23 protein-coding genes and 2 pseudogenes are annotated in these 23,518 nt (G+C 65.7%); 15 read left to right on the top strand and 10 right to left on the bottom strand.

Features of this window, described 5'->3' with window-relative positions; translation table 11 throughout:
• Window positions 1-223: 223 nt before the first annotated feature.
• From KHC28_RS02015 to KHC28_RS01995, 5 genes and pseudogenes are all read right to left on the bottom strand, one after another.
• Window positions 224-901 (bottom strand): response regulator transcription factor, encoded by a 678-nt coding sequence (locus tag KHC28_RS02015; RefSeq protein ID WP_214006660.1) that lies wholly within the window; start codon window positions 899-901, stop codon window positions 224-226.
• 17 nt (window positions 902-918) lie between these two features.
• Window positions 919-1,284, bottom strand: coding sequence for a response regulator (locus tag KHC28_RS02010; protein WP_214006659.1), 366 nt, complete (start codon window positions 1,282-1,284; stop codon window positions 919-921).
• Window positions 1,281-1,925, bottom strand: a complete 645-nt coding sequence (locus tag KHC28_RS02005; RefSeq protein ID WP_214006658.1) for a response regulator transcription factor — start codon at window positions 1,923-1,925, stop codon at window positions 1,281-1,283. The genes KHC28_RS02010 and KHC28_RS02005 overlap by 4 nt, the downstream gene beginning before the upstream one ends.
• Window positions 1,922-4,975: pseudogene (locus KHC28_RS02000) on the bottom strand (PAS domain-containing sensor histidine kinase); the annotation flags it as partial. The gene KHC28_RS02005 and the pseudogene KHC28_RS02000, both read right to left, overlap by 4 nt.
• A 216-nt stretch (window positions 4,976-5,191) precedes the next feature.
• Window positions 5,192-5,941 carry an SDR family NAD(P)-dependent oxidoreductase gene (locus KHC28_RS01995; protein WP_214006656.1) on the bottom strand — a complete coding sequence of 250 codons (750 nt, stop codon included), beginning with the start codon at window positions 5,939-5,941 and terminating at the stop codon, window positions 5,192-5,194.
• A gap of 14 nt (window positions 5,942-5,955) precedes the next feature.
• Between KHC28_RS01995 and KHC28_RS01990 the strand changes: the two genes are divergently transcribed.
• From KHC28_RS01990 to KHC28_RS01965, 6 genes are all read left to right on the top strand, one after another.
• Window positions 5,956-6,954 (top strand): LysR family transcriptional regulator, encoded by a 999-nt coding sequence (locus KHC28_RS01990; protein WP_214006655.1) that lies wholly within the window; start codon window positions 5,956-5,958, stop codon window positions 6,952-6,954.
• Between the two features lie 206 nt (window positions 6,955-7,160).
• A complete protein-coding gene (locus KHC28_RS01985) occupies window positions 7,161-8,084 on the top strand; it encodes an MBL fold metallo-hydrolase (protein ID WP_214006654.1) in 924 nt (307 codons plus the stop codon).
• 98 nt (window positions 8,085-8,182) lie between these two features.
• Window positions 8,183-8,662 (top strand): carboxymuconolactone decarboxylase family protein, encoded by a 480-nt coding sequence (locus KHC28_RS01980; protein ID WP_214006653.1) that lies wholly within the window; start codon window positions 8,183-8,185, stop codon window positions 8,660-8,662.
• Window positions 8,663-8,740: 78 nt separating this feature from the next.
• Window positions 8,741-9,496 (top strand): SDR family oxidoreductase, encoded by a 756-nt coding sequence (locus KHC28_RS01975; protein WP_214006652.1) that lies wholly within the window; start codon window positions 8,741-8,743, stop codon window positions 9,494-9,496.
• Window positions 9,497-9,540: 44 nt separating this feature from the next.
• Window positions 9,541-9,954 (top strand): cupin domain-containing protein, encoded by a 414-nt coding sequence (locus KHC28_RS01970; RefSeq protein WP_214006651.1) that lies wholly within the window; start codon window positions 9,541-9,543, stop codon window positions 9,952-9,954.
• Between the two features lie 62 nt (window positions 9,955-10,016).
• Window positions 10,017-10,952 (top strand): mechanosensitive ion channel family protein, encoded by a 936-nt coding sequence (locus tag KHC28_RS01965; RefSeq protein WP_214006650.1) that lies wholly within the window; start codon window positions 10,017-10,019, stop codon window positions 10,950-10,952.
• An 88-nt stretch (window positions 10,953-11,040) separates the two neighbouring features.
• Here the strand turns inward: KHC28_RS01965 and KHC28_RS01960 are convergent.
• Window positions 11,041-11,659, bottom strand: a pseudogene (locus tag KHC28_RS01960) (IS3 family transposase); the annotation flags it as partial.
• A gap of 129 nt (window positions 11,660-11,788) precedes the next feature.
• Here KHC28_RS01960 and KHC28_RS01955 point away from each other — a divergent pair.
• Window positions 11,789-12,043 (top strand): hypothetical protein, encoded by a 255-nt coding sequence (locus tag KHC28_RS01955; RefSeq protein ID WP_214006649.1) that lies wholly within the window; start codon window positions 11,789-11,791, stop codon window positions 12,041-12,043.
• Window positions 12,044-12,434: 391 nt separating this feature from the next.
• Window positions 12,435-12,686 (top strand): hypothetical protein, encoded by a 252-nt coding sequence (locus KHC28_RS01950; protein WP_214006648.1) that lies wholly within the window; start codon window positions 12,435-12,437, stop codon window positions 12,684-12,686.
• A gap of 632 nt (window positions 12,687-13,318) precedes the next feature.
• Here KHC28_RS01950 and KHC28_RS01945 read toward each other — a convergent pair.
• From KHC28_RS01945 to KHC28_RS01930, 4 genes are all read right to left on the bottom strand, one after another.
• Entirely contained in the window at window positions 13,319-13,897 is a 579-nt protein-coding gene (locus tag KHC28_RS01945; RefSeq protein ID WP_214006920.1) for a class I SAM-dependent methyltransferase, read from the bottom strand.
• A gap of 321 nt (window positions 13,898-14,218) precedes the next feature.
• The gene (locus KHC28_RS01940) at window positions 14,219-15,265 is read right to left on the bottom strand and encodes an AraC family transcriptional regulator (protein WP_214006647.1); all 1,047 of its coding nucleotides are present in this window, start codon (window positions 15,263-15,265) and stop codon (window positions 14,219-14,221) included.
• Window positions 15,266-15,302: 37 nt separating this feature from the next.
• Window positions 15,303-16,133: an oxidoreductase gene (locus tag KHC28_RS01935; RefSeq protein WP_214006646.1), complete on the bottom strand. Its 831-nt coding sequence runs from the start codon at window positions 16,131-16,133 to the stop codon at window positions 15,303-15,305.
• Between the two features lie 369 nt (window positions 16,134-16,502).
• On the bottom strand, window positions 16,503-17,402 hold the full coding sequence (locus KHC28_RS01930; protein ID WP_214006645.1) for a LysR family transcriptional regulator: 900 nt from the start codon (window positions 17,400-17,402) through the stop codon (window positions 16,503-16,505).
• A 120-nt stretch (window positions 17,403-17,522) separates the two neighbouring features.
• On the opposite strand from KHC28_RS01930, the gene KHC28_RS27640 reads away from it, so the two are divergent.
• The 7 genes from KHC28_RS27640 (at window position 17,523) to KHC28_RS01900 (ending at window position 23,496) form a co-directional block, all read left to right on the top strand.
• Complete coding sequence (locus KHC28_RS27640) at window positions 17,523-17,648, top strand: hypothetical protein (RefSeq protein WP_281419062.1); 126 nt, start codon at window positions 17,523-17,525, stop codon at window positions 17,646-17,648.
• 47 nt (window positions 17,649-17,695) lie between these two features.
• Window positions 17,696-17,947 (top strand): DUF1427 family protein, encoded by a 252-nt coding sequence (locus KHC28_RS01925; protein ID WP_214006644.1) that lies wholly within the window; start codon window positions 17,696-17,698, stop codon window positions 17,945-17,947.
• Window positions 17,948-17,988: 41 nt separating this feature from the next.
• The gene (locus tag KHC28_RS01920; protein ID WP_214006643.1) at window positions 17,989-18,678 is read left to right on the top strand and encodes a hydrolase; all 690 of its coding nucleotides are present in this window, start codon (window positions 17,989-17,991) and stop codon (window positions 18,676-18,678) included.
• 150 nt (window positions 18,679-18,828) lie between these two features.
• Window positions 18,829-19,506, top strand: coding sequence for a YoaK family protein (locus KHC28_RS01915; RefSeq protein ID WP_214006642.1), 678 nt, complete (start codon window positions 18,829-18,831; stop codon window positions 19,504-19,506).
• Window positions 19,507-19,562: 56 nt separating this feature from the next.
• Window positions 19,563-21,494, top strand: coding sequence for an amidohydrolase (locus KHC28_RS01910; RefSeq protein WP_376772588.1), 1,932 nt, complete (start codon window positions 19,563-19,565; stop codon window positions 21,492-21,494).
• Between the two features lie 2 nt (window positions 21,495-21,496).
• On the top strand, window positions 21,497-21,910 hold the full coding sequence (locus KHC28_RS01905; protein WP_214006640.1) for a DoxX family protein: 414 nt from the start codon (window positions 21,497-21,499) through the stop codon (window positions 21,908-21,910).
• Window positions 21,907-23,496: an MFS transporter gene (locus tag KHC28_RS01900; protein ID WP_214006639.1), complete on the top strand. Its 1,590-nt coding sequence runs from the start codon at window positions 21,907-21,909 to the stop codon at window positions 23,494-23,496. The genes KHC28_RS01905 and KHC28_RS01900 overlap by 4 nt, the downstream gene beginning before the upstream one ends.
• Window positions 23,497-23,518 lie beyond the last annotated feature (22 nt).

Raw genomic sequence — 23,518 nt, 5'->3', positions numbered from 1 at the left:
CCGTCCACCGCGGCGACCTGGTGCACCGCGGCGCCCGCAGCTCCCACGTCAAAAATCAATCGTGCCGTCACGGCGATAGCAGCGACAACGGCCTGACGATGCAAAACGCCGGTGGCCCAGGACAGGAAGCGCGATCACGTCTCGTCGGCTGTCGAGCAGCACCGCCAAGGTCCGCAGCCGGCAACGACTGACACGCCTCAACGTGAAATCCAGCCACGCGAATTCACTTCATTGCCGTGCGAAGATGTGCCGGCAAGCTGCCCCATGCCCGGATCAGCTCGCCGACGGTGGCGACCTGCATCTTGCGCATGGCGTTGCTCCTGTGCAGCTTCACCGTGACCACGCTGATGCTGAAGTCGTGGGCGATCTGCTTGTTGAGGCGCCCGCGCACCACCTCGACAAGGACGGCTTTCTCTCGCGGCGTCAGCAATTCGAGGAGCTCGGCGTTGCGCTTCGCGACCTCCGCCGTCGCCCGTTGCACCCGGTCACGCTCCAGCGCGACGGTGATGGCGTCCAGCAGCACCTGGTCGCGGACCGGCTTGGTCAGGAAGTCGACCGCACCGGCCTTCATGGCCTGCACCGTCATCGGGATATCGCCATGCCCGGTCAGGAAGATGATCGGCTTGGTGTTGCCACTCGCCGCTAGGCGGCGCTGGAGGTCGAGGCCGCTGGCGCCGGGCATGCGCACGTCGAGGATGAGGCAACCGGGTCCGTCCGGGTCCCACGACGCCAGAAGCTCCTGCGTAGAGGCAAAGCAGATCGGGTTCAGCCCTATCGATGCGATCAGCTCGCTCAAGCCTTCGCGGACCGAGGCGTCGTCATCCACCACCACGACGGCGGGCGGCTCCACTACGGTGGGACCCGGCGACGAATGGGCCTGGCGTGGCAATGGCTGCAACATGGTTACCTCTCCCAGCTTCAATCGGTGAAGGCATTTTCCACGGCGGCCAGCAACAACTGGCCATCGATCGGCTTGCGGAACAGAGCGGTCGCCAGCGCCGCCTTGCCCGGCCGATCGGCGATCTCGTGGCGGCCGGTTACCAGGAAGATGGGCAGGTTCGGACGCGTTTGCCCGATCTTTTCGCGAAGCTGGAAGCCGTCCATCCCGGGCATGCCGATATCCGTGATCAGGCAATCGAGATCAGACAGGCCCGCCGCGAGAAGGGCCATTGGCGAGGAGAAGGTCCGAACCGCATAGCCGGCGGATTCCAGCAGGTTCTCCAGCGACTCCAGCAGCCGGATGTCGTCGTCGACGATCGCGATGATACGCTTGGAACTACTCACGCTTCCCTCTCTCCGCGACGCGAATGGGTGACCGGGATGCTCAGCCGCTCGGCGATCCTCACGAGGTCGGGGAGCGAGGCGGCGCCCATCTTTCGCAGCACGTTGCGCCGGTGCAGCTGGAACGTGACCTCGCTGAGCTCCAGCGCGGCAGCGGCCTGCTTGTTCAACAGGCCGCTGACGATGAGCGGCAGCACCTCGCGCTCGCGCGGCGTCAACGTCGCGTAGCGCGCCTCGAGGCGTTCGAGCTCGGCACGCTCGGCGCGCAGGCGCCTGTCCTGGACGAATGCGGCGTCGAGGGCCGCCATGAGCGCCTCCTCGCTGAACGGCTTGGTGAGAAAGTCCACCGCGCCGTGCTTGATCGCCCGCACCGACGAGGGAATGTCGCCATGGCCGGTGATGAACACGATCGGCGGATGGTTCGTGCCGGCCAGCTGCGTCTGCAGGTCGAGCCCGTTGATGTCGGGCAGTTCGATGTCGAGGAGCAGGCAGGCCGGCGCGTCGGGCCGGCCTGCCCGGGCATAGTCGCCGGCCGACGCGTAGGCGGCCACGCGAACGCCGTGCGATTCCAGCAATTCGCTCAGGGCTTCGCGCACGCTGGGGTCGTCGTCCACGATCAGCACGATGGGCATCTCCGGCGTCATGAGGGCTCGAACACCTGGATCGGCAGGGTGAAGGCGAATGTCGCGCCTCCGGCGTCGTTCTGTTCCACCCACAGCCGCCCGCCATGGGACTCGATGATCGACCGGCAGATCGCCAGCCCCATTCCCATGCCGGTCTGCTTGGTGGTGAAGAAGGCGTCGAAGACTTTCTCCGGATGCAGGACGCCGGGCCCGTTGTCGCTCACCTCGACCCGCACGACCTCGCCGTCGCGAATGGCGCGTACGCCGAGGCGCGGCTCCGGCGTGTGGCCGTCCATCGCCTCGATCGCGTTGCGCATGAGGTTGACGAGCACCTGCTGGACCTGGACGACGTCGAACGGGATCTCCGGCAGCTCGGCGTCGACATCCGCCGCGACGCCGACCCGCGTTTGCGACGTCCGGTCGGCGAGCAACCGCCCGACATCGGCGATGACGTCCCCGATCGACGCGCGATGCCGCGGGACGACCGCCTGCTTGAACAGGGCCCGGATCCGGCTGACGAAATCCGCCGCGGCGTTGGCGTCGCGAATGATCCGTTGAACCGTCATCTGCGCCCGCTCCAGATTCGGCGGATCGGCGGTCAGCCAGCGCTGGCAGGCCTGGGAGTTCCAGACCACCGCAGCCAGGGGCTGGTTCACCTCATGGGCGATCGACGCGGACAGCTCGGCGAGGCTCGCCGCCTGGCTCGCACGTGCGAGGCGCTCCTGCGCCAATCGCAGGTCCTCCTGCGCCCGGACCTCGGCATCGATATCGAGGCAGATCACGTTCCACTGGACGATGGTGCCGTCGGCGCCTCGCATCGGAGCCGCGCGCGTCTCGATCCAGCGATATTCGCCGTCATGGCGCCGCAGGCGGTGGCGGCGCGCATAGGGATCGCCGGTCAGCAGGGAGTGGGCATAGTCCTTCTTCACGGCGGCGAGGTCGTCGGGATGGACGCCCGCGTCCAGCGTCTGCGCCAGACGCGACCCGTCCGCCTCGCTCAGCTCTTCCAGCTGGTATCCGAGGAACTCGCGGAGCTGCTGGCTGCGGTACACCGGCTCGCCGTCCGGCGCCGCGCAGTCGATCATGGCCGGCAAGGTTTCCACGAGCTGCCAGAGGAACCGCTCCCTTTCGCGCAACGCGGCCTGCGCCTGCATCTCCTCCTCGATGTCGATCGAGGCGATGTACCATTGGATGATCTCGCCAGTCGCATCGCGGAGCGCCTGTGCCCGCGCCTCGATCCAGCGATAGACGCCGTCGCTGCAACGCCGGCGGAAGCGATTGACGAACGGTTCCCCAGTCGTGAACCCATGCGACGCTCGGCGAAGCATGATGGGAAAGTCTTCCGGGTGCGCGACGTCCCGAGCGAGATCCTCGAAGTCGTCAATGGCGCCCGGTGCCCCGACGGTGTCGAGGTATCGCCGGCTGGCGTAGGTCAATTTGCGCGCGCGATCGAAGCTCAAGATGTTGACCGGCACCGCGTCGATCATCTGCTCCAGTTGCTGCTTGCTATGCCGGAGCGCCGCTTCGGCCACGACCTGATCGTCGATGTCGTGGCAAAGCCCATATAACTGAGCGATGCGACCATTCTCATCCCTCGTCGCTTCGGCGCTGGCCTGCATCCAGCGATACACGCCGTCGGCCCGGCGCATGCGCCACCTCATGAAAAGATGCTCGCCCGTCGCAAAGTGACGCTCGAACGCGGCGTAAACATCGGCGCGATCGTCCAGATGGATAATGGCATCCGTTATCGCCGCGAACCTGCTTTTGTCCGGCTGATCCAGGTCCGAGACATCAAAGCCCAGGTAGTCGACGAACCGCTTGTTGAAGAATACCGGCAACCTGTCCGCGTTGATCCGCCAGAGATAGCCAGGCACGATGTTCACGAGTTGCGAGAACTCCCGTTCCCGCTCGCGTACCGCCGCCTCCGCGCGCTTGCGTTCGGTCAGGTCGAGAATGTAGGCAACGCCTTGCCGGGACTGCCCGTCGAAGCAGGCCGCGCCGATCAGCACCGGGATCCGGCTGCCATCCTTCCGGAAGTATTCCTTCTCACGGGGCTGCATCTTGCCCGTGGTGGCCAGCTCCTCGGCCTCCTCCTCGGCATGCACCGCCTGCCATTCCGGCGGCGTCATGTCGAACCATCGGATGCCGGCTTCGACGTCGGCCCTGTCATACTGGACCATGCGGAGAAACGCGTCGTTGGCGTCGATGAGCGTTCCGTCGAGGTCCCAGATGACGATCCCGATGATGTCGGCGTCGACGAGTTGGCGGAGCCTTCCCTCACGCTCCTGCAACGCCTCCTGCGCGACGACGCGATCATGGACATCGACGCACACACCGTACCATCGGATGATCGCCCCGGTTTCGCTGCGCAGGGGTTCGGCGCGCCCCTCGGTCCAACGGAACCCGCCACCGGCGCGCCGCTGCCGGTAGGTCATGCAGAACGGCTCGCCGGTCTCGAAGGCGTGGCCGAGCGCCTTGCCGACCGCCGGCATATCCTCGGGATGGATATCGGCGAGCGAGCGCGAACCGTCAGCCTCGATAAGGTCGCCCAACTCGACGCCGACGGCGTCCGCCAGCCGCTTGTTGATATAGGAGGGCTCGCCGTCCGGCATGACGCACCAGATCATGGCGGGCACGGCGTCGACCAGCCGCTTGAGTTCCTGCTCGCGCGACCGGAGCGCCTCCTCCGCCCGGGCCTGATCGTCGATGTCGTGGCACACGCCGTACCATTGCACGATTCCGCCCGCCTGGTTGCGCAGCGGCTCGGCTCGGCTCGACATCCAGCGATACGCGCCGTCCCCGCGGCGCAGCCGGTAGCGCAGCGCGAACGGCTCCCCGGTCGCCAGACTACGGCCGAGCGTGTCGCGGAACCCCTGCGCGTCGTCAGGGTGGACCGAGCCGATCAAGGCTTCCAACCCGCCCGGCGAGCCGCCGGCAACCTCCAACCCCAGATACTCAACCATGCGCCTGTTGAAGAAAGTCGGCTCGCCATCGGGCGTGAGGCGCCACACATGACACGGGACCATGTCGATGAGTTGCGACAGCTCCCGTTCACGGTCGTGCAGAGGCTCGTCGTTCATGGCGTCAACTGCGATGGACGACATCGCCACGTCCTCCTATGGGGCCACATCCCCGGGCCCGCGACCTTGGCGGCAGACTAGCACTCCTTCCGACCGGTGATCCCATGTGGCCGGAGGATAGGGTTGCGGGGTGCCGCGCACATCCTATGGAAATCCATGGGTTGCCCAGATGGCGGCGACCCGATCGCTGCGGGCGGAACGAAGCGCCTACAGGCCGAAGCCTCCGTCGACGCCGATAATCTGTCCGGTAACCCAATCGGCCACCGGATCGGCCAGCGCCACCACCCAACGGGCGACATCGTCCGGCACGCCGCGCCGACCCAGCGGGATCATCTCGACCTCCTGCGCCTTGATGGCGGCGATCTCGTCATCCGAAAAACCCATGCGCTCGCGCAGGAAATCGGACTCCACCGGCCCCGACGCCACGGCGTTCACGCGAACACCGTGCGGAGCGAGTTCGAGCGCCCAGGTCCGGGTGAGTTGCTCGAGCGCCGCCTTGCTGGCGCAGTAGGCGGAGAAACCTAGCACCGGCTTGCGCGCCAGCGTGCTCGACAGGTTGACGATCGCGCCACGTGTCCGGCGCAACTCTGGCAGCGCCGCCTGGGAAAGCAGGGTCGGGCCGAACACGTTGGTGCGGAAGATCGCGTCAAGGCTTTCCGCCGACACCTGCTCAAGCCCCGCCGGCTGGCCAGCGCCGGCATTGTTCACGATGATGTCGAGCCGTTCCCAGCGCCGCAATGCCTCCCCGACCGTGGCTCGGATGGTCTCCGGGCGGGCGGCATCCGCCACGAAGCCTTCAATCAGCGGATGAGCCGCGGCAGCGGCGGCAATCGCCTCCGGCCGGCGTCCGGTGATGAGAACGTGGGCGCCCCTGTCCGCAAGCTGCCGGGCCACGGCGTGGCCGATGCCGGCCCCGCCCCCGGTGACGATGGCAACGCGGCCTTCGAATGTCGTCATGATGACCTCCGTGAATGGTCATCGACATGTGCGCCGCAAAGATCGTTGCATCAATTGATGCAGAACTGTTCGAACATTCCACAATCTGCAACAATCGAATGATGGATCGCCTGCGCGCCTATCAGGTTTTCGTCGCCATCGTCGCGCGCGGCGGCTTCGGCCGCGCCGCGGCGGAGCTCGGCATGTCACCCGCCAATGTCAGCCGACACGTTCAGCAACTCGAAGCCTCCCTCGGCACCCGGCTGCTGGAGCGCACCTCGCGTCGGCTGGCCCTGACGGATAGCGGGCGCGACGTCTATGAACGGGCGCGGCGTGTTCTCGACGACATCGCCGACCTCGAGGGCAACTTCGCCGATCCCGACCGGGCCGCGCGCGGGAGGCTGCGGATCAACGCGCCGATGACCTTCGGGCTCTCTTGGCTGGCTCCGCTCCTGCCGGAGTTCGCCGCGCGTCATCCCGCCATCGAGCTCGACATCCACTACAACGACCGGGTGATAGAGATGACCGAGGAGGCCTTCGACGTCGCCTTGCGCATCTCGCCAGCAGGGCCGGAGAGCCAGGTATCCCGAAAGGTGGCGAGCACGGGAATGCTGCTCTGCGCGGCTCCGTCCCTGCTCGCGAGGACCGGCAACACCGAGAACATCGAGACGCTGCGGTCGCTCCCGCGCGTCGGCTACCAGTTCTCCGATACGGGAAATCTCTGGTCGCTCCTCGCTCCCGACGGCTCCCGGCAGGAGGTCGACACGCCCTGCGCCGTCATCTGCGCCAACGGCTTCGGGATGAAAGCCGCCGTGCTGCGCGGCGAAGGCGTGGCGCTATTGCCGGATTTCCTCGTGCATCGCGAGCTTGCCTCCGGCGAGATCGTCCAGTGCCTGCCGACCTGTCGCAGCGAGGCGATGGATATCCGCATCGTCTATGCCGGGCGCCGCCACCTTGCACGACCGGCGCGATTGTTCATCGATTTCATCGTCGAACGGTTTCGTCGGCCGCCCTGGGAGGCAATGCGGCGATGAACCGACCATGAGCGGGCACGCATCAAAGTCCGAGAAGACAACAGGTGCGAGATCGTCGAGCGCGCCACACCGGGTAATGCGGCCGTCCGGCTGCACAAGACGACCTATGCCACGGCATAGGTCGCGCTCTGCCTCGATCTGATCGACGGAAATCGCGCCTCTCCGTAGCGTCACCCCTGCTGAGTGAAAGACCCCGTCAGCAGGAGATGAACATGAGCCTCGACATTCCATCGACCCCCGTCCGATCGGAGCCCGACGAATTGGTACCGTCGCGCTATGCCGTACAGGTCGGCGAGATCGACGTGCTGGTCATCAGCGACGGCGTGCTGCCGCTCCCGACCAAGATGCTGGGACACAACGCGGATTCGGCCGCACGCGCCGCCTGGCTGAAGGATATGTTCCTGCCGCCGGACGCGTTCGACTGGTCACTGAACGTGGTGCTGGTGCACAGCGGCGATCAGACCATCCTCATCGATGCCGGGCTCGGGCTGGATCCGGACCTGAACCTGCCGCGGGCCGGCCAACTGGTGAAGCGTCTGGCCTCCGCCGGCATCGATCTCGCCTCGGTGACCGACATCGTGCTGACCCACATGCACATGGATCACATCGGCGGGCTCCTCGTCGACGGAGTGAAAGACCGGCTGCGTCCGGACCTGCGGATCCACGTGGCGGCCGCCGAGGTCAAGTTCTGGGAGGCGCCCGACTTCACCCACGTCGACATGCCGCCGGGGTTCCCGGACGCGCTCCGTTCGGCCGCCACGCGGTTCGCGAACGAGTATCGCAGCCAGCTTCGGCTATTCGACGACCAGCATGAGGTGGCGCCGGGCGTCGTCGTCCACCGCACGGGCGGCCATACCCCCGGCCACAGCGTGGTCCGTCTCGCCTCCGGCGACGACCGGCTGACCTTCGCCGGCGATGCCGTCTTCACGGTCGGCTTCGACCACCCCGACTGGCACAACGGCTTCGAGCACGATCCCGAGGAGGCCGCCCGCGTGCGGGTCCGTCTGCTGACGGAGTTGGCGGCGACCGGCGAACAGTTGGTGGCCACCCATCTGCCGTTTCCCTCCGTCGGCCGGGTGGCTGTCGAAGGCGACGCCTTCCGCTGGGTGCCGGCCTACTGGGACTACTGACCTTCGCCCGCCAGAGCCGGAACAAAGCGTGGGCTCGTGAATCCCGCGAACCCACGCCCGGCCAACGTCGTCTCATCGCAAACGAACAGAGCTCCGCAATGTTACAGCGCCTCAACTATCCCCAGCAGTCCCCCGAGCTGTTCAAGAAATTCATGGATTTCAGCGTCGCCCTAAAGGACAGCGCCATCGAGGAGAAGGTCCGCGACCTCGTCCAGATCCGCGCCTCGCAATTGAATGGCTGCGCCTTCTGCCTCGACATGCACGTCAAACAGGCGAAGATTGCCGGCGAGACCGAGCTCCGCCTCTACCACGTCGCCATCTGGCGGGAGTCCAACCTCTTCGCTCCGCGCGAGCGTGCCGCCCTCGCCTGGACCGAGGCGCTGACCAAGCTGCCCGAGGGTGGTGTCTCCGACGACCTCTATGAGCGCGTGCGCGGGCAGTTTTCCGAGAAGGAGCTCTCCGATCTCACCTTCGAGGTGATGGCCATCAATGCCTGGAACCGCGCCGCAATCGCCTTCAAGACGGTGCCCGGATCGGCCGACAAGGTGTTCGGCCTCGACAAGGCCGGCCTCAGCTGAGCCACTGGCCGACCCCTTCCTTCCCCGCCGCACGCATCACGCACCGCCTCGCGCGGCTGCGATAAGGAGACCCATGTCATGAAGATCGTCATCATCGGCGGAACCGGCCTGATCGGTTCCAAGACCGTCGACCGCCTGCGCAAGCGCGGCCACGACGTACTGCCGGCTTCTCCGAACTCCGGCGTCAACACCGTCACCGGCGAAGGCCTCGCCCAGGCTCTCGCCGGCGCCGAGGTGGTGCTGGACCTCGCCAACTCGCCGTCCTTCGAGGACCAGGCGGTGCTCGACTTCTTCGGCGCGTCGGGCCGCAACCTGCTGGCCGCCGGCAAGGCGGCCGGCATCCGCCATCATATCGCCCTGTCGGTGGTGGGCACCGAGCGGCTGCAGGAAAGCGGCTATTTCCGCGGCAAGCTGTTGCAGGAAAAGCTGATCCGCGAATCCGGCCTGCCCTACACCATCGTGCATTCGACGCAGTTCCTCGAATTCCTGCCCGGCATCGCCAAGTCGGCGACGAGCGGGGAGACGGTCCGGCTGTCGCCGGCCTATGTGCAGCCGATCGCGTCCGACGACGTGGCCGATGCGATGACCGATGTGGCGCTTTCACCTCCGGCCAACGGCATCGTAGAGATCGCTGGTCCCGAACGCGTCGCGCTGAGCGAACTCGTCCGGCGCTATCTGCGTGCCGCCGGCGATGCGCGCTCCGTCGAGGTCGATCCAGAGGCCCGCTATTTCGGCGCCCGGCTCGACGAGAAGAGCCTCGTTTCCGACGCCAATCCCCGGCTTGGCGCCATCACCTTCGAGCAATGGATGAGCGCGCAGCGCTCGGCCGCCTGATCGGCGCCGACCGTTCCATCCTGAGACACCCCTGGGAGGATCCCATGTTTCGCACGCTTGGCGCCGTCTTCGTTCTCGCGCTGTCCCTTGCAGCGGCTCATGCTCACGACGCCGACAAGGAGTCCAAGGTCACCCTGGTCTATGAGCACGAACTGCCCAACGTGCCGGGCAAGAGCATGAAGGGCGTGCTGGTCGAATACGGTCCGGGTGGGTTCTCGGCCGGCCATACCCATCCGAATTCGGCCTTCATCTACGCGACCGTGCTGGAAGGCGCCATCCGCAGCCAGGTCAATGACGGCCCGGTCATCACCTACCGCGCCGGCGAGAGCTTCTCGGAACTGCCCGGCGACCGCCACGGCGTCAGTGAGAACGCCAGCGGGACCGCACCCGCCAAGCTCCTCGCGGTGTTCGTCGTCGACACCGACGAGAAGGAGCTGATCTACCCGCTGACGAAGTAGCGCTCCGTCGTCCATCCGATGGCTCCGGCCACGGGTGGGCGACGACCTTGGGAGACTGTCCGATGACGATACACGCATGGTCTCCGCTGGCGCTGCTCAACCTGTTCGGCATCGCCGGGATCATCGTCTGGCACGTGGTGCCCCGCCGGCGTACGACGACGCGCCTCGTCGTCCAACTCGGCTTCTTCGCCGTCATGACGGGCGTATTGCTATATTACGGCGTCGTACCCTACCGCCTGGAGGGATATGGCGACTATCAGTTCACCGATATCACCTTGATCCTCGCCAAGATGCTGTGGTGGATCCATCTGGCCTGGGCGGTCATCGGCTTCGTCCGTCTATATCTGGTGATCGAAGGCCATCCCCAGCAGGCCCGGCTGCTACAGGACATCTTCGTCGCGGCGATCTATCTCGGCGTTGCCTTGGCGATCCTGTCCTTCGTGTTCGGCATGAACGTCTCCGCGCTCGTGGCGACATCGGGCGTGGTGGCGATCACGGTCGGCCTCGCGCTACAGAACACTCTGGGAGACGTGTTCTCCGGCATCGCCCTGACCCTGGGCCGGCCCTACCGTCTTGGCGATCTGGTCGTCCTCGCGGACGGCACCGAAGGGCGCGTCGTCGAGACCGACTGGCGCTCGACCCATGTCCAGACCGCCGCCAACAATGTCATCGTGCTGCCCAACAGCGTGCTGGCCAAGATGACGATCACCAATCTTGGACGGCCCGACGGCTCGCATGTGCAGAGCGTCACCATACGCGTCGCTCCGACGCAGATGCCCTCCATGGTGATCGGCGTTATGCGCGAGGCGCTCGGTCATTGTCGTCTGCCAATGCTCAGTCCTGAGCCTCTGGTGGCACTCAAGAGCGTCGATGCCGCGGCGATCGTGCTCGAACTGAGCTATTGGGTGAGAACTCCGGCAGACCGCATCCCGGCGCGCAACGAGATCCTCGATTGCGTCTATCGGAGCGTCAAGGCTTCAAGCCTCGAGCTTGGCTGACAAGCCCCTCACCCGTTCTGCTTACGCTTCGGGCAAGCCGCACAATCGGCCGCAGAGCCGGCCCATGACAAATGGCCGGCTTCGGCCACTATGGCCTGCTGCCGGTTCTGTGGATACGAGGTTGAGCTGATCTAGCTCGTTCCTCGAACTCGACCGGGCCGAGAGAGCCCAGCTTCGAGTGCCTGCGCCGACCGTCGTAGAGTGCTCGATATAGTCGAGCAGATCGGCCCCGGCATCGTCCCTCGCCCTATGGACCTTGCGAGTTGTCCACTCGGCCTTGAGCGACGAGAAAAAGCCTTCCATCGGCGCCTTGCCCCAGACATTGCCGGCCCGGCTCATCGAACAGGTGATGCCGTGGTCGGCCATCGGGCGTTGAAACTCCCCGTCTGTGTATTGGCTGCCCTGATCGGAGTGGTGCAGCAGGTTGTCCGGCTTGCCTCCGCGCCGGATCGCCATGATGAGGGCATCAGCGACGAGCGGTGCCGTCATCCCCGCCCTCATCGCCCAGCCGACGACAGGCCGTGAGAACGGGTCGATGACGGCGGCAACGTACAGCCAGCCCTCGGCGGTCCAGATGCAGGTGAAGTCCGCCACCCATCTCTGTTTTGGGGTCAAGGCCTCGAAAGCGCGGGCGAGCAGTCCGACGCGGCCGTCCGCACGCCGATATCCTTCGGTAGCCCACGACGGCGCGGACAGGCCCGTAACGCACCTCCCTGCCCCTGCGCTGAATGGTCCACTCGCCGGCCAACAGTCTCCTCGCAGATATCGCCGGATAGAACACCACCGATCCGCTACAACCTATCTGTGTTGCTGACACATTCCCTAAGGGCCGCTGAATGATAGACCCCTTCGCGTTGATCTCAGGCTTCCTCATTCTCTGCGCCTCCGGCTTGATAGCCTTCGTTGTCAGGAGACTCGTCCCGGCCGCTTTGCTCATCGGCGCGATGGTCGTGCTCGCCTCTAGTGCTGCCGTCCGCTTCGGCTATTTTGCGGACTTCGCCCCGCTCCTCGTCATCTACGTAAATGGCGGTCTCATGGGCGGCTTGGGTGGCTTCCTGTTCGCCAAGAAGGCCGCTGAACGGAGCAACTGAAGTCTCGCCTTCCGGCGCCTCCGCCTGCCCCTTCGCTTTCCGCGATGGGCGGCCCCTCACATAGCCCCGGCTCGCTTCCTGACGGGGGCCGTCACGCGCTACCTCTAGAAGCGCCGGCCAATCAGGAGGGCGCGTATGGCGCCCCTAGGGCGCCATCCACACACCTCTAGGACCTCATCAATGTCCGCTTCGGTGACCGTGAAGGGCTCCGTGAGGTGGCCTCAGGAGCCACGGAAGGGGATGGGTTGTTGTTCGTCTGCCTGGTGGCGACCTCCTCGCTCCCACGATCGAAGTGCGAGAACAACGTAAGAACAAGACAGCCCCACACCTATTGTTCTTGCTTTGTTCATGACATCAGCGCACGGTGCCGGCCACGGATAAGGAGTCGGCCATGACCAAGAAAACCTTCTACGTCGTCCAACCATTCGAGGCGGGCAAGCGCGGTGCAATCAAGGCCGGCATTCCGATGGAGGTTCGCAACGCGGCCGATGCTGAGCGGGTCGCTCACCGCATGAGCCTAGTGAAGCTCGGGGCTATCGCCTTCTCGACCGATGTCGAACCGGAGAGCGGCGATGCGGACCCTCCGGTGCTCATTGCGTGCTTTGGGCAGGTGCCAGACTCGGTGATGGAGGGAATTTCGTAGCGCCTGAAGTGCGCACAGCCCAGCTTGTTGAACTCAGTGATCCAGCCAACCCGAACGGCAGCTTTGGCTAGGGTTTAACGCTGGGGTTCATCTGGGGTCCACGTCCAATTTTCTTCCCCATAATATCGAATAAATTCAATGACTTACGAACATGCAAAATCGCTGGCGCGCCGACCAAAGTGAAACTGCGAACCCCTATGTCGTTGAGATTGCGTTGGTTTAGAAAGTGCCGAGGAATGGGTTTAAGCGGCGTTTAAGCGGCGTTTCGAAGTCAGGGTGCGCCGGCCCGCATGTCGACAAACATATCCGCGCGGAACGTGCGTTTCAGCCTCGTTCGAATCCCGCGCGCTCCGCCAGTTAATTTTATTAATGCATTGATTACATTGAAATTTTTTGACTCACCGCCAAATTATACCGCCATTTTTGCATCACTGAGTTAGTCGAGCCATACTGGCGCGCTGGCATGACGGCGTTATCTGGCGGATCGCCCATGGCCTCTCGGCGATACGCATCTCGATCCGAGCGTGACGCCAGCGCCATGAGCGGGCATTGGCCTGTGTTCCGGAAATGGACGTTCGGAGCCGTCCTGTTGACCAGATCGACGGCCAGGCAAGGGCTGCTTACTTGGTCCGTTAGGTCATGCGAGCTGCTCGCCGTGTAATGCGATAGGCCGCGGCCGGCGGCATGTTCAGCAGCGTTCGGCCGACAAGTGTCGCGCGCAGGCCGAGGCGGTCGAGGATCGGCCGAGGTACCGGACAGCGTGGCCCATAGGTGAATTGGTAGAGCGCGCCGCCTGCACGCAGGTGATGGAACGCTCCGTCCAGAATGGCGATGATCCTGCGCGGCGAGAAGCCCAGGAGCGGCAGGCCGCTGATCACGGCGCCAACGGACCGCGGAGCTTCGAACGCGACAGTCTTGAGCCGTGCGGCATCCATCCACATGATGCGCGCATCAGGAAATCGCCGTTGCAGCAGCCGTGCGAAATCGGAGCCGTACTCGACCAAGGTCAGGTCCGCTTCTTCGACGCCGCGGGTCAGGAGTCTGGCGGTGAAGACTCCGGTTCCTGGCCCGAGCTCGATCACCGGCCCGGTATGGGGGCCGATGTCGCTTGTGATGAGATCCGCGAGCGCGCTGCCGGACGGTGCGACCGCGCCGACTCGTACGGGTTCTGCGGCCCAGGACCGAAGGAACGTCAGAATGTCGCTTGGCATCTTGTCACCTCGATAGATCGCAAAGGGTGTGGCCACTGCCCTACTCGCATAGACAAGGCAGCGCCCCCTGGATCACCCGCAGCATGCCGAACACATGGGTGTCGAACTCGGCGCGCACGTCTTCCTCGCCCATGTCTTTGATGGCGCCTCCTCGGCCCAGATGCGGCCGAAGCCGCGTGATGCGCCGGTGATGAGCCCGATCTTCTCGGCCATGCAGGCCTCCTCAGGATGGTGTCAGCCCGGGAAGATGGCCGTCGACGCCGTACGCGGCAGTGGCACAGGGCGCCGATGCTCTGTCGGAGTGCGCCAAATCCGCGAACGTCAATGCGTCCAGATGGGTGGGCTCTTACTGGCCGCGCCAGGCAAGCCCTTGCGCTCGCGCCACTCGCCCGGCGTCACCCCCTCCCAGTCGCGAAAAGCGCGGTAGAACGAGCTCGCATCCTGGTAGCCGAGCAGGCAGGCCACCTCGTCGATATCGGTCGAAGGATCGGCCAGCAGCTGGCGGCCGAGTTCCCGCCGTGCCTCGACGAGCAGTTCCCGAAAGGTCGTCTGCTCCTCGGTGATACGCCGCTGCAGGGTGCGCTCGCTCATGCCGAGATCCCGGGCGACGTCGGCGAGTTCCGGCCTCCCGCTCGCCAGGCTGCGCTTCAGCACCATCTTCACCTGGGCGCCGACGGAGCTGTGCGTTTGCAACTCCTGCAGCGCTGCAGCGAGCGCGGGCGTCAGGATGGCCAGCAGCTCGGGATTGTGGCCGGGGAACGGGCGGTCGAGATCGGTCGGATCGAGCACCAGCGCATTGCGTGGCGCCCCGAAGCGGATGGCGCAGCGGAAATAATCCGCATGAACCCCGTCGCCCGGATCAGGCCGGATGAGATCCACCTTCCGGGGGTACACGGGCTGGCCGGTGCCGCGTCGGCCGAGTTCGACCAGTGAGGCGAAGGTGACATCGGTGGCGATGGCAGGCTCCGGCCGGGTTGCATGGAACCAGGCGCTGGTCACCACCACTCCCTGCTTCGCTTCCGCGATATGGAGCTGCTCGGGCGTGCAGAGACGCTTGAAGCGGGCAAGCCGCATCAGACCGTCGCGGTAATCGCGAGCATAGAAGGCGGCGAGGCTGGCCGGCGGATAGGCGGCGGTGTCGGCGCCGAGCACCAGGCGGATGCCGGGCGCCGGATCGTTCGCCAGTTGCTCTACCGCGTTCCAAAGAGCGAAATATTGCTCGGTGGTGACGACCGCCTGCTCGTTGAGATGCAGCGTCGCCGGGAGCCGCGCCTGGCGCAATATGGCGGCCGGCGGATAGCCCAGGCGCTCGATCACGCGCCAGAAGGCGGCGGGGATCTTGCAGCGATCGGCAGGCATCGTGCTCATCGCCGGCCTCGCAGGGTTGCGGTTGCGCGCTGTAACTTCATTTCATCTGGCTCATGATGACGCTGTCGAAGGTCCGGTCGCTCAGCCATTTGCGCATGCCGAGCAACATCCTGGCATATTTGCCGGCGGCATAGCGCGTCTTCGGCCTGCGCGCCTTCACCGCTTTCGACACCACGTCGGCGATCACCGTGCCGGGACTGCCGGTTCCCTTGCCATAGGTGTTGGTGATGGCGTTGGCGACGGCTTGAGCGAGCTTGGCGTAGGGGCCACCGGCCGACCGCTTCAGGAGATTGCCGGAAGCGGCGTCGCCGAACCCGGTCTCGATCACGCCGGGCTCGACGATGACGACGCGGATGCCGAACGGCGCGACCTCAAGGCGCAGGCAGTCGGACCAGCCTTCCAGTGCGTGCTTTGTAGCATGATACCACGCGCCGAGCACGGAATAGATCTTTCCGCCGATCGAGGTGATGTTGACGATGGTTCCGGAACGCTGCGCCCGCATGGCAGGCAGGATCAACTGGGTAAGCCGCGCGGCACCGAACAGATTCACCTCGAACTGGTAGCGGGCCTCGTCGAGAGTGATCTCCTCTACCGGGCCATAGAGCCCAAAGCCCGCATTGTTCACCAGCACATCGACCGTGCCGCCCTCATTGAGGACGACGTCGACCGCCGCGCGGATATCGTCTTCGCGGGAAATGTCCATCTGTAGCAGCGTCGCGCCGAGCGCTCCAAGATCGGCCATCTTCTCGACGTTTCGGGCGGCGGCAAAGACATGGTAGCCGTCCTCGATCAACTGCTTGGCGATATCCTTGCCCATGCCGGACGAGGCTCCGGTAACCAAGGCGATTTTCTTGCGGGGATTTCTCATGCCGTCCTCCATTGACGTGCACGAGCGTAGTAGGCCGGCGTCAATGTGCCGATGACGGTGCGCGCCATGCGAGTTGCAGAAGGCGCCATTCTACGCGATCGGAGTCGCCGTTGTCGGCGGCCCATAGGCTGGCATTGAGAGGGATTTCCCCGAGGTCGGCTAGGTCCCCGCCTGGGAAGAACTCGTAGTTGCCCAGCGCCAAGAGCAGGAATTGGCATGCCGTCCCGAAGCAGGCATTTCAACTACTCGGACCTCTTCCTAGCCGCGTCACGGATACGCGGGATAGTCGGCATCTGGCCGCGTAACCCTTGACGCTCCAGGACGGATGGAGGGACCGGGTTTGCTTGGTCCCGAGCTGCTCTAGCCGATCTATTCGATCGCGGTCACGAGAGGGGGAATCTCCCGCTCGAAGAAGTCGGAGAAGGCGGCGATGCGCGGCGGCAGCTTCTGATAGGGCGGATAGTAGAGTGTGAGCCAGAACTCCGGCGACGACCATTCCGGCAGAACCGGGACCAGGCGTCCCGCCTGCAAATGCTCGGCGACGATGAAGACCGGAAGCAGGGCGACACCTGCCCCGTTCGCCGCAAGACTGGCCAATACCTCTCCATTGTTGGAACTGACCGCTCGCCCCGCCGAGATAGTCGCGGTGGAGCCGCCATCCGTCAGCTCCCATGTCTCGCGATGGCTGCCGGCATCGTAGGCGAGGCACGCATCGGGAGACAGCTCGTTGGGGTGGCGGGCGGTGGTGGGGGGCGTGCCAGGCGCGGCCACGAGGATGCGCCTGATGGCGCAGATTTTGCGCCAGATGGTGAACTTCTCGGATGGTACGCCCGAGATGCGGATGGCCAAATCGAACCCCTCGTCGACCACGTCGATCAGTTTGTCGGTGAGCGTGATCTCGACGTCGATCCTGGGATAGAGCTCACGGAACCCGCACAGGATATGCGGCAGCAGGCGCTGGCCGAACGACATGGGTGCATTGATCCGCAGCCTGCCTTCGTCCGCCTTGTGCGCGTTGATTAGCTCGGTGCGCGCCGCATCCAGCGCCTGCACGACCGGAGCGATGCGCGCGGCGAATATGGCGCCGTCTCCCGTCAGTGCGACCTGCCGTGTGGTGCGGACGAAGAGCTGCACGCCGAGCTCGGCCTCGAGCGCGGCGATGGTCCGCGTGACCGAGGCGGGGGTTGTATCGATCTCGCGGGCCGCCTGAGCGAAATTCCGCTTTTCGGCGGCGAGAAGGAAGGTGCGGAGGGCCTTGAGCTCGTTCATGATCAATTATTACGTAAATCGCAATAGATTATCAACATAGGCGTCAATTCTCCGCAACGCCAGACTTCGCTAGGTTCCGCGGCATCTTGGAGCGCGGCGCGACCGCGAGGAGGCGGACGCGTGCTCAACGAAATCGACGGTCGCAACCAGGACACCGCCTCTCTCGGCGCGGGGCTGAAGCTGCTGGCCCACCATGAGCCCTATCGCGCCCGGATCGAAGGGCCGCGCGCGCCGCTTGCCGGCTAAGGCCCGCCTTTCCCGCCGCCCTCTGCGCGCAATCTGGAGCTTCCGCGATGAGTCAGCTTCAACCCTATCTCATTTCCCTCGCTGCCGGTCTCGGGATCGGCGCGGTCTACGGCCTTCTCGCGGTGCGCTCGCCGGCGCCGCCGATCATCGCCCTCATCGGGCTGCTCGGCATGCTGGCGGGAGAGGCCGCCGTGCAATGGCTGAGGGGACACACCAACGTCGTGCAGTCCTGCCTGCACGAGAAATCCTTCGCGCTTCATCGCTCCGACGGGGCGGCGAAGGATGCCGACGCGGCCTGACGCGCCCGGCTCATCTTGCCATCCCTCAACAGGAAACGCCCATGTCCAGCAAGCTCGAAGTGCTCACGCCGCAGAACAGCCAACTCATCTTCATCGATCAGCAGCCGCAGATGGCTTTCGGCGTCCAATCGATCGACCGCCAGGTGCTGAAGAACAACGTCGTCGGTCTCGCCAAGGCGGCCAAGGTCTTCAACATCCCGACCGTCATCACCACGGTCGAGACCGAGAGCTTCTCCGGGCACACCTATCCCGAGCTCCTTGCGGTGTTTCCCGAGGCGCCGCTCCTCGAGCGCACCTCGATGAATTCCTGGGACGACCTCAAGGTACGCGAGGCGCTTGCCGCCAATGCCGCGCATGGCCGCAAGAAGGTCGTCGTCTCTGGCCTGTGGACCGAAGTGTGCAACACCACCTTCGCGCTCTCGTGCCTCAACGACACCGATTACGAGATCTACATGGTCTCCGACGCTTCCGGCGGCACGTCGGCCGACGCCCACAAATACGCCATGGACCGGATGATCCAGGTCGGCATCGTGCCGGTGACCTGGCAGCAGGTGCTGCTGGAGTGGCAGCGCGACTGGGCGCGCCGCGGCACCTACGACGCCGTCACCGCCATCGTGAGGGAGCATTCCGGCGCCTACGGGATGGGCATCGATTACGCCTATACCATGGTCCACAAGGCCCCCGAACGCGTCGCCCACGGGACGCGCCTCGCGCCGAAGCCCGCCGCCTGAGCGAAGCGGCAAGGCGGGCGGCGCGATGCTCGGCGGAACAATCCGCCAACGCCTCGCGCCCCCTGCCTCGGACATCCTTGCTGCGATCCGCCATAGGGCAGAGCCGGCCTGAAGTCGCCTCGTACCAGCCAAAAGCCAACGGAGCGCATCATGAGGCCAAATCTGCCCACCGTTCTCAGCTTCAATGCCGGATATGTCGATACCGCCGGCTTCCTCGCGCTGCACGGGCTCTTCACCGCCCATGTGACTGGCAACTTCGTGATGATCGGCCAGGCGCTCGCGCATGGCAGCGAGAGCCTCGTCGCCAAGCTTCTGGCATTGCCCACCTTCTGCGTCGCGGTGGTGGTGCTGCAGTATCTCTCGCTGCGCGTCGCCGCGCCACCCGCGCGCGCGCTGCGAGTCATGTTGCTCGCGAAGTTCCTGTTCCTGACGGCCGCGGCAGGCTGCGCCATCTACTATGGCGGCTTTGCCGATGCCGACGGCCTGCCGCCGGTGCTGACCGGCATGCTGCTAGTCATCGCCATGGCTATCCAGAACGCCGCGCATCGCCTGCACCTGGCTTCCGCGCCGCCCTCGACGCTGATGACCGGCACCACGACGCAGATGATGCTCGACCTCGCCGGCCTCCTCTACGGCAAGACCCAGGACAAGCCGGAAGCGATCAAGGCACGCCTGATCCGACTGAGCGTACCGGTCCTGGCCTTCGCGCTCGGCTGCGGACTTGCCGCTCTGCTTTTCGTCCTTCTGGGCATGTGGTGCTTCGCCCTGCCGGCCGTCCTTGCCGCCAGTGGCGTGTTCCTGACGCTGCCAGAGAAAGCCCAAGGCTGATCCCCCGGTTCTCCCGCCCCTCCGGGAGACGAAGAAAGGACAGGGACATGTTCCGACTGACCCGTCGTCAAACCATCGCTGGAGCCGCAGCCGCGACGCTGTTGCCTTCGCTTCGTGCCCGCGCACAGGAAAACCCTATGCCTGCGAAAGACTTGATTATCGTCAACGCCCGGGTGACGACGCTCGAACGGCAGAACCCCGTCGCCGAGGCCATCGCGATCCGCGACGGCAAGTTCCTCACCGTCGGCTCGGAGGCGGAGGCACGGGCCGCCGCACCGGAAGCCGACATCATCGACGTCAAGGGACGCCGCGCCATTCCCGGGCTGATCGACAGCCACACCCACATCATCCGCGGGGGCCTCAACTACAATATGGAGCTGCGCTGGGACGGCGTGCCGAGCCTGTCCGAGGCGATGGCCATGCTGAAGGCGCAGGTCGATCGCACGCCGGCACCTCAATGGGTGCGGGTGGTGGGCGGCTTCACCGAGCACCAGTTCGCCGAGAAGCGCCTGCCGACCCTCGACGAGTTGAACGCCGTGGCGCCCGATACCCCGGTCTTCATCCTGCATCTCTATGATCGCGCGCTGCTCAACGCTGCCGCGCTGCGGGTGGTCGGCTACACCAAGGACACGCCCAATCCGCCCGGCGGCGAGATCATGCGTGATGCGGCGGGCAACCCCACCGGCCTCCTGCTGGCGCAGCCGAACGCGACCATCCTCTATTCGACGCTGGCGAAGGGGCCGAAGCTGCCAGCCGACTATCAGATCAATTCCACGCGCCACTTCATGCGGGAGATCAACGCGCTGGGCGTGACCAGCGTAATCGACGCCGGCGGCGGCTTCCAGAATTACCCCGACGACTACCAGATCGTCGAGAAGCTACATGCCGAGGGCCAGCTGACCGTGCGCATCAGCTACAACCTGTTCACGCAGAAGCCGAAGGAGGAACTCGCCGACTTCTCTTCATGGGTGAAGCAGGTCTCACCCGGACAGGGCGACGACACCTATCGCCACAACGGCGCCGGCGAGATGCTGGTTTATTCCGCCGCCGACTTCGAGGATTTCCGTGTCGAGCGGCCGGACATGCCCGCGAACATGGAAGCCGATCTCGAACCGGTGGTACGCCTGCTCGCCGAGAACCGTTGGCCGTGGCGGCTGCACGCCACCTATAACGAGACCATCGAGCGCGCGCTGAACGTCTTCGAGAAGGTCAACCGCGACGTGCCGCTGTCCGGCATCAACTGGTTCTTCGACCACGCCGAGACGATCAGCGACCGCAATATCGACCGCATCGCCGCGCTCGGCGGCGGCATCGCCGTGCAGCACCGCATGGCCTATCAGGGCGAATATTTCGTCGAGCGCTACGGCGCCAGGGCCGCCGAACGCACTCCGCCGATCAAGCGGATGATGGAAGCGGGTCTGCCGGTCGGCGCCGGCACCGACGCGACTCGCGTCGCCTCCTACAATCCGTGGGTGGCGCTCTCCTGGCTGGTGACCTCCTCCACCGTGGGCGGGCTGCGCCTCTATCCGCAGCACAACCGTCTCGACCGCGAGACGGCGCTAAGGCTCTGGACCGAGGCCAACACCTGGTTCTCCAACGAGCAGGGCAGGAAGGGACAGATCAAGGTTGGCCAGCTCGCCGATCTCGCCGTGCTGTCCGACGATTACTTCTCGGTGCCGGAGGCCGACATCGTGCATCTGCGTTCGGTGCTGACCGTGCTCGGCGGCAAGGTGGTGCATGGTGACGGCGACTATGCGCCGCTCGCCCCGGCGCTGCCGGCGCCGATGCCCGACTGGTCGCCGGTCGCTACCTTCGGCGGCTACTACAAGACCAAGGAGGCGCGCGCCAAGCTGACCCTGCACTGCGGCTGCGCCAACAACTGCGCCGTGCACGGCCACGACCATGCCGCCGCGCTGGGTGCCAACGTTCCGGCTTCCGACGCACGCACCTTCTGGGGCGCGCTCGGCTGCGGCTGCTGGGCGGTGTGACCATGACGCCCCAGCCCATCTCGTCCCTACTCGAGGCGCGCTGGTTCGCGCGCCTTGCCGCCGTCCTGCTGACGCTGCCCTATTGGACGAGCGGCATTGCCAAGCTGTTCGACCTCGACGGCGCCTTCGCCGAGGCCGCACATTTCGGGCTGAGCCCGCTCTGGCTGGTGGTCGTTGCGACCGTCCTCGTCCAGATCGGCGGCTCGGCTCTGGTGATCCTCGGCCGCCTTTCCTGGCTCGGCGCTGGGGCGCTCGGTGTCTTCACGGCGGTGGCGACACTCATCGCCCACCCCTTCTGGCAGGTGGCAGACCCGATGCAGCGCTTCCACGAGCGCAACACCTTCCTCGAACATGTCGGACTGATCGGCGGGTTCATGCTGGCCGCAATCCTCAGCCACCGGAAGGGGCGAACATGACGTCCTCCCATCCCGCGCCGGATAGCTCGGCCGGACCGCTGAGTTTCCCGGTCTTCCGGGCGCTCTGGATCGCCACCATCGTCTCCAATATCGGCACATGGATGCACGATGTCGGCGCGGGCTGGCTGATGACGTCGCTGTCGCCAAGCCCGCTGCTCGTCGCGCTGGTGCAGGCGGCGACCACGCTGCCGATGTTCCTGCTCGCTCTTCCGGCGGGCGCGCTGGCCGATATCGTCGACCGGCGCAGGTTGCTGCTGATGGCCCAGATCCTTGGCCTTGTCGCCGCAGCCATTCTCGCCATGTTGACCTGGCAGGGCTTGACGACTCCCCACGTGCTGCTGGCGGCGACCTTCGTACTCGGCGTGTCCGCGGCCCTCAGCGCGCCCGTCTTTCAGGCGATCGTGCCGGAACTCGTCAGCCAGCCTGCGCTGCCGGACGCGATCGCGCTCAACAGCCTCGGGATCAATATCGCGCGCGCCATCGGGCCGGCGCTGGGCGGGGTCATCGTCGCGATCGCAGGTTCGCCCGCCGTCTTCGCCCTCAACGCCCTCTCGGTCGTCGCCGTGCTCGCGGTCCTGCTCGCGTGGAAGCGCCCGGCGAACATCCACAGCCTGCCGCCGGAGCACTTCTTCGGCGCGATGAGGGCCGGCTGTCGCTATGCGCGCCACTCCCCGGCGCTGCGTCTCGTGCTCATCCGCGCGGCGGGCTTTTTCCTGTTCAGCAGCGCCCTGTGGGCGATGCTGCCGCTGGTAGGCCGCAGAGGACTGGGCCTCGACGCGGCAGGATATGGCGCGCTGCTCGGCTGCATGGGTGCCGGCGCGGTCGTCGGCGCGATCCTGCTGAAGAAACTGCGAAAGCGGATCGCCGCCAACACGCTGTCGATTGCCGCGACCTTGCTGTTCGCACTGGCCACGCTGGCCCTCGCGCTGGTGCCGAACGCCTGGCTCGCAGGCACGGTCATGTTCGCCGCCGGCCTCGCCTGGATCGGCATGCTGACCTCCCTCAACGTCGCCGCCCAGATGGCCTCGCCCGGCTGGGTGAAGGCGCGCGCGCTCGCCGTCTATCTATTGGTGTTCCAGGGCGCGATGACCGGCGGCAGCATCCTGTGGGGCTCACTCGCCGCGCGCACCAGCGTCGGCACCGCCCTTGCCGTCGCGGCCGTCGGGCAGGCGGCGGCCCTGATCCTCGCCGTCCTCTGGCGCCTTCCCAAGGATTCCACGACCGATCTGGCGCCCTCGCACCATTGGGCCGAACCGGTGATGTCGGTCCAGCCGACCGACGATCGCGGTCCGGTGCTTATCGAGATCGAATATCGGGTTTCTCCCGAGAAGGCGGGCGAGTTCATCGGCGCCCTGAGGCGTTTCAGCTCTGTGCGGCAGCGCGACGGCGCCATCCGCTGGGACGTGTGGGAGGACATTGCCGAGCCCGGCCGGGTCGTCGAATACTTCATCGTCGAGAGCTGGGTCGAGCACCAGCGGCAGCACGCCCGTGTGACCCATGCCGATGCGATCGACCAGAAGATGCTCCACGCCTTCCATGTCGGCGAGCGGCCGCCAGTCGTGCGACACCTGCTCAGACCGCTCTGAGCCGGAGGATCAATCACTTCCC

It is taken from the genome of Ancylobacter sonchi (assembly GCF_018390695.1).
Lineage (GTDB): Bacteria > Pseudomonadota > Alphaproteobacteria > Rhizobiales > Xanthobacteraceae > Ancylobacter > Ancylobacter sonchi.
The sequence above is the reverse complement of the archived record's forward strand: the minus strand, read 5'-3'. Positions and strand labels throughout refer to the sequence as shown.

Excerpts from the sequence above, each read along its gene's own strand:
- KHC28_RS02015 (WP_214006660.1), bottom strand. The coding sequence starts at position 901 with ATGTTGCAGCCATTGCCACGCCAGGCCCATTCGTCGCCGGGTCCCACC.
- KHC28_RS02005 (WP_214006658.1), bottom strand. The coding sequence starts at position 1,925 with ATGACGCCGGAGATGCCCATCGTGCTGATCGTGGACGACGACCCCAGC.
- KHC28_RS01995 (WP_214006656.1), bottom strand. The coding sequence starts at position 5,941 with ATGACGACATTCGAAGGCCGCGTTGCCATCGTCACCGGGGGCGGGGCC.
- KHC28_RS01990 (WP_214006655.1), top strand. The coding sequence starts at position 5,956 with ATGGTCATCGACATGTGCGCCGCAAAGATCGTTGCATCAATTGATGCA.
- KHC28_RS01985 (WP_214006654.1), top strand. The coding sequence starts at position 7,161 with ATGAACATGAGCCTCGACATTCCATCGACCCCCGTCCGATCGGAGCCC.
- KHC28_RS01980 (WP_214006653.1), top strand. The coding sequence starts at position 8,183 with ATGTTACAGCGCCTCAACTATCCCCAGCAGTCCCCCGAGCTGTTCAAG.
- KHC28_RS01975 (WP_214006652.1), top strand. The coding sequence starts at position 8,741 with ATGAAGATCGTCATCATCGGCGGAACCGGCCTGATCGGTTCCAAGACC.
- KHC28_RS01970 (WP_214006651.1), top strand. The coding sequence starts at position 9,541 with ATGTTTCGCACGCTTGGCGCCGTCTTCGTTCTCGCGCTGTCCCTTGCA.
- KHC28_RS01965 (WP_214006650.1), top strand. The coding sequence starts at position 10,017 with ATGACGATACACGCATGGTCTCCGCTGGCGCTGCTCAACCTGTTCGGC.
- KHC28_RS01955 (WP_214006649.1), top strand. The coding sequence starts at position 11,789 with ATGATAGACCCCTTCGCGTTGATCTCAGGCTTCCTCATTCTCTGCGCC.
- KHC28_RS01950 (WP_214006648.1), top strand. The coding sequence starts at position 12,435 with ATGACCAAGAAAACCTTCTACGTCGTCCAACCATTCGAGGCGGGCAAG.
- KHC28_RS01945 (WP_214006920.1), bottom strand. The coding sequence starts at position 13,897 with ATGCCAAGCGACATTCTGACGTTCCTTCGGTCCTGGGCCGCAGAACCC.
- KHC28_RS01940 (WP_214006647.1), bottom strand. The coding sequence starts at position 15,265 with ATGAGCACGATGCCTGCCGATCGCTGCAAGATCCCCGCCGCCTTCTGG.
- KHC28_RS01935 (WP_214006646.1), bottom strand. The coding sequence starts at position 16,133 with ATGAGAAATCCCCGCAAGAAAATCGCCTTGGTTACCGGAGCCTCGTCC.
- KHC28_RS01930 (WP_214006645.1), bottom strand. The coding sequence starts at position 17,402 with ATGAACGAGCTCAAGGCCCTCCGCACCTTCCTTCTCGCCGCCGAAAAG.
- KHC28_RS01925 (WP_214006644.1), top strand. The coding sequence starts at position 17,696 with ATGAGTCAGCTTCAACCCTATCTCATTTCCCTCGCTGCCGGTCTCGGG.
- KHC28_RS01920 (WP_214006643.1), top strand. The coding sequence starts at position 17,989 with ATGTCCAGCAAGCTCGAAGTGCTCACGCCGCAGAACAGCCAACTCATC.
- KHC28_RS01915 (WP_214006642.1), top strand. The coding sequence starts at position 18,829 with ATGAGGCCAAATCTGCCCACCGTTCTCAGCTTCAATGCCGGATATGTC.
- KHC28_RS01905 (WP_214006640.1), top strand. The coding sequence starts at position 21,497 with ATGACGCCCCAGCCCATCTCGTCCCTACTCGAGGCGCGCTGGTTCGCG.
- KHC28_RS01900 (WP_214006639.1), top strand. The coding sequence starts at position 21,907 with ATGACGTCCTCCCATCCCGCGCCGGATAGCTCGGCCGGACCGCTGAGT.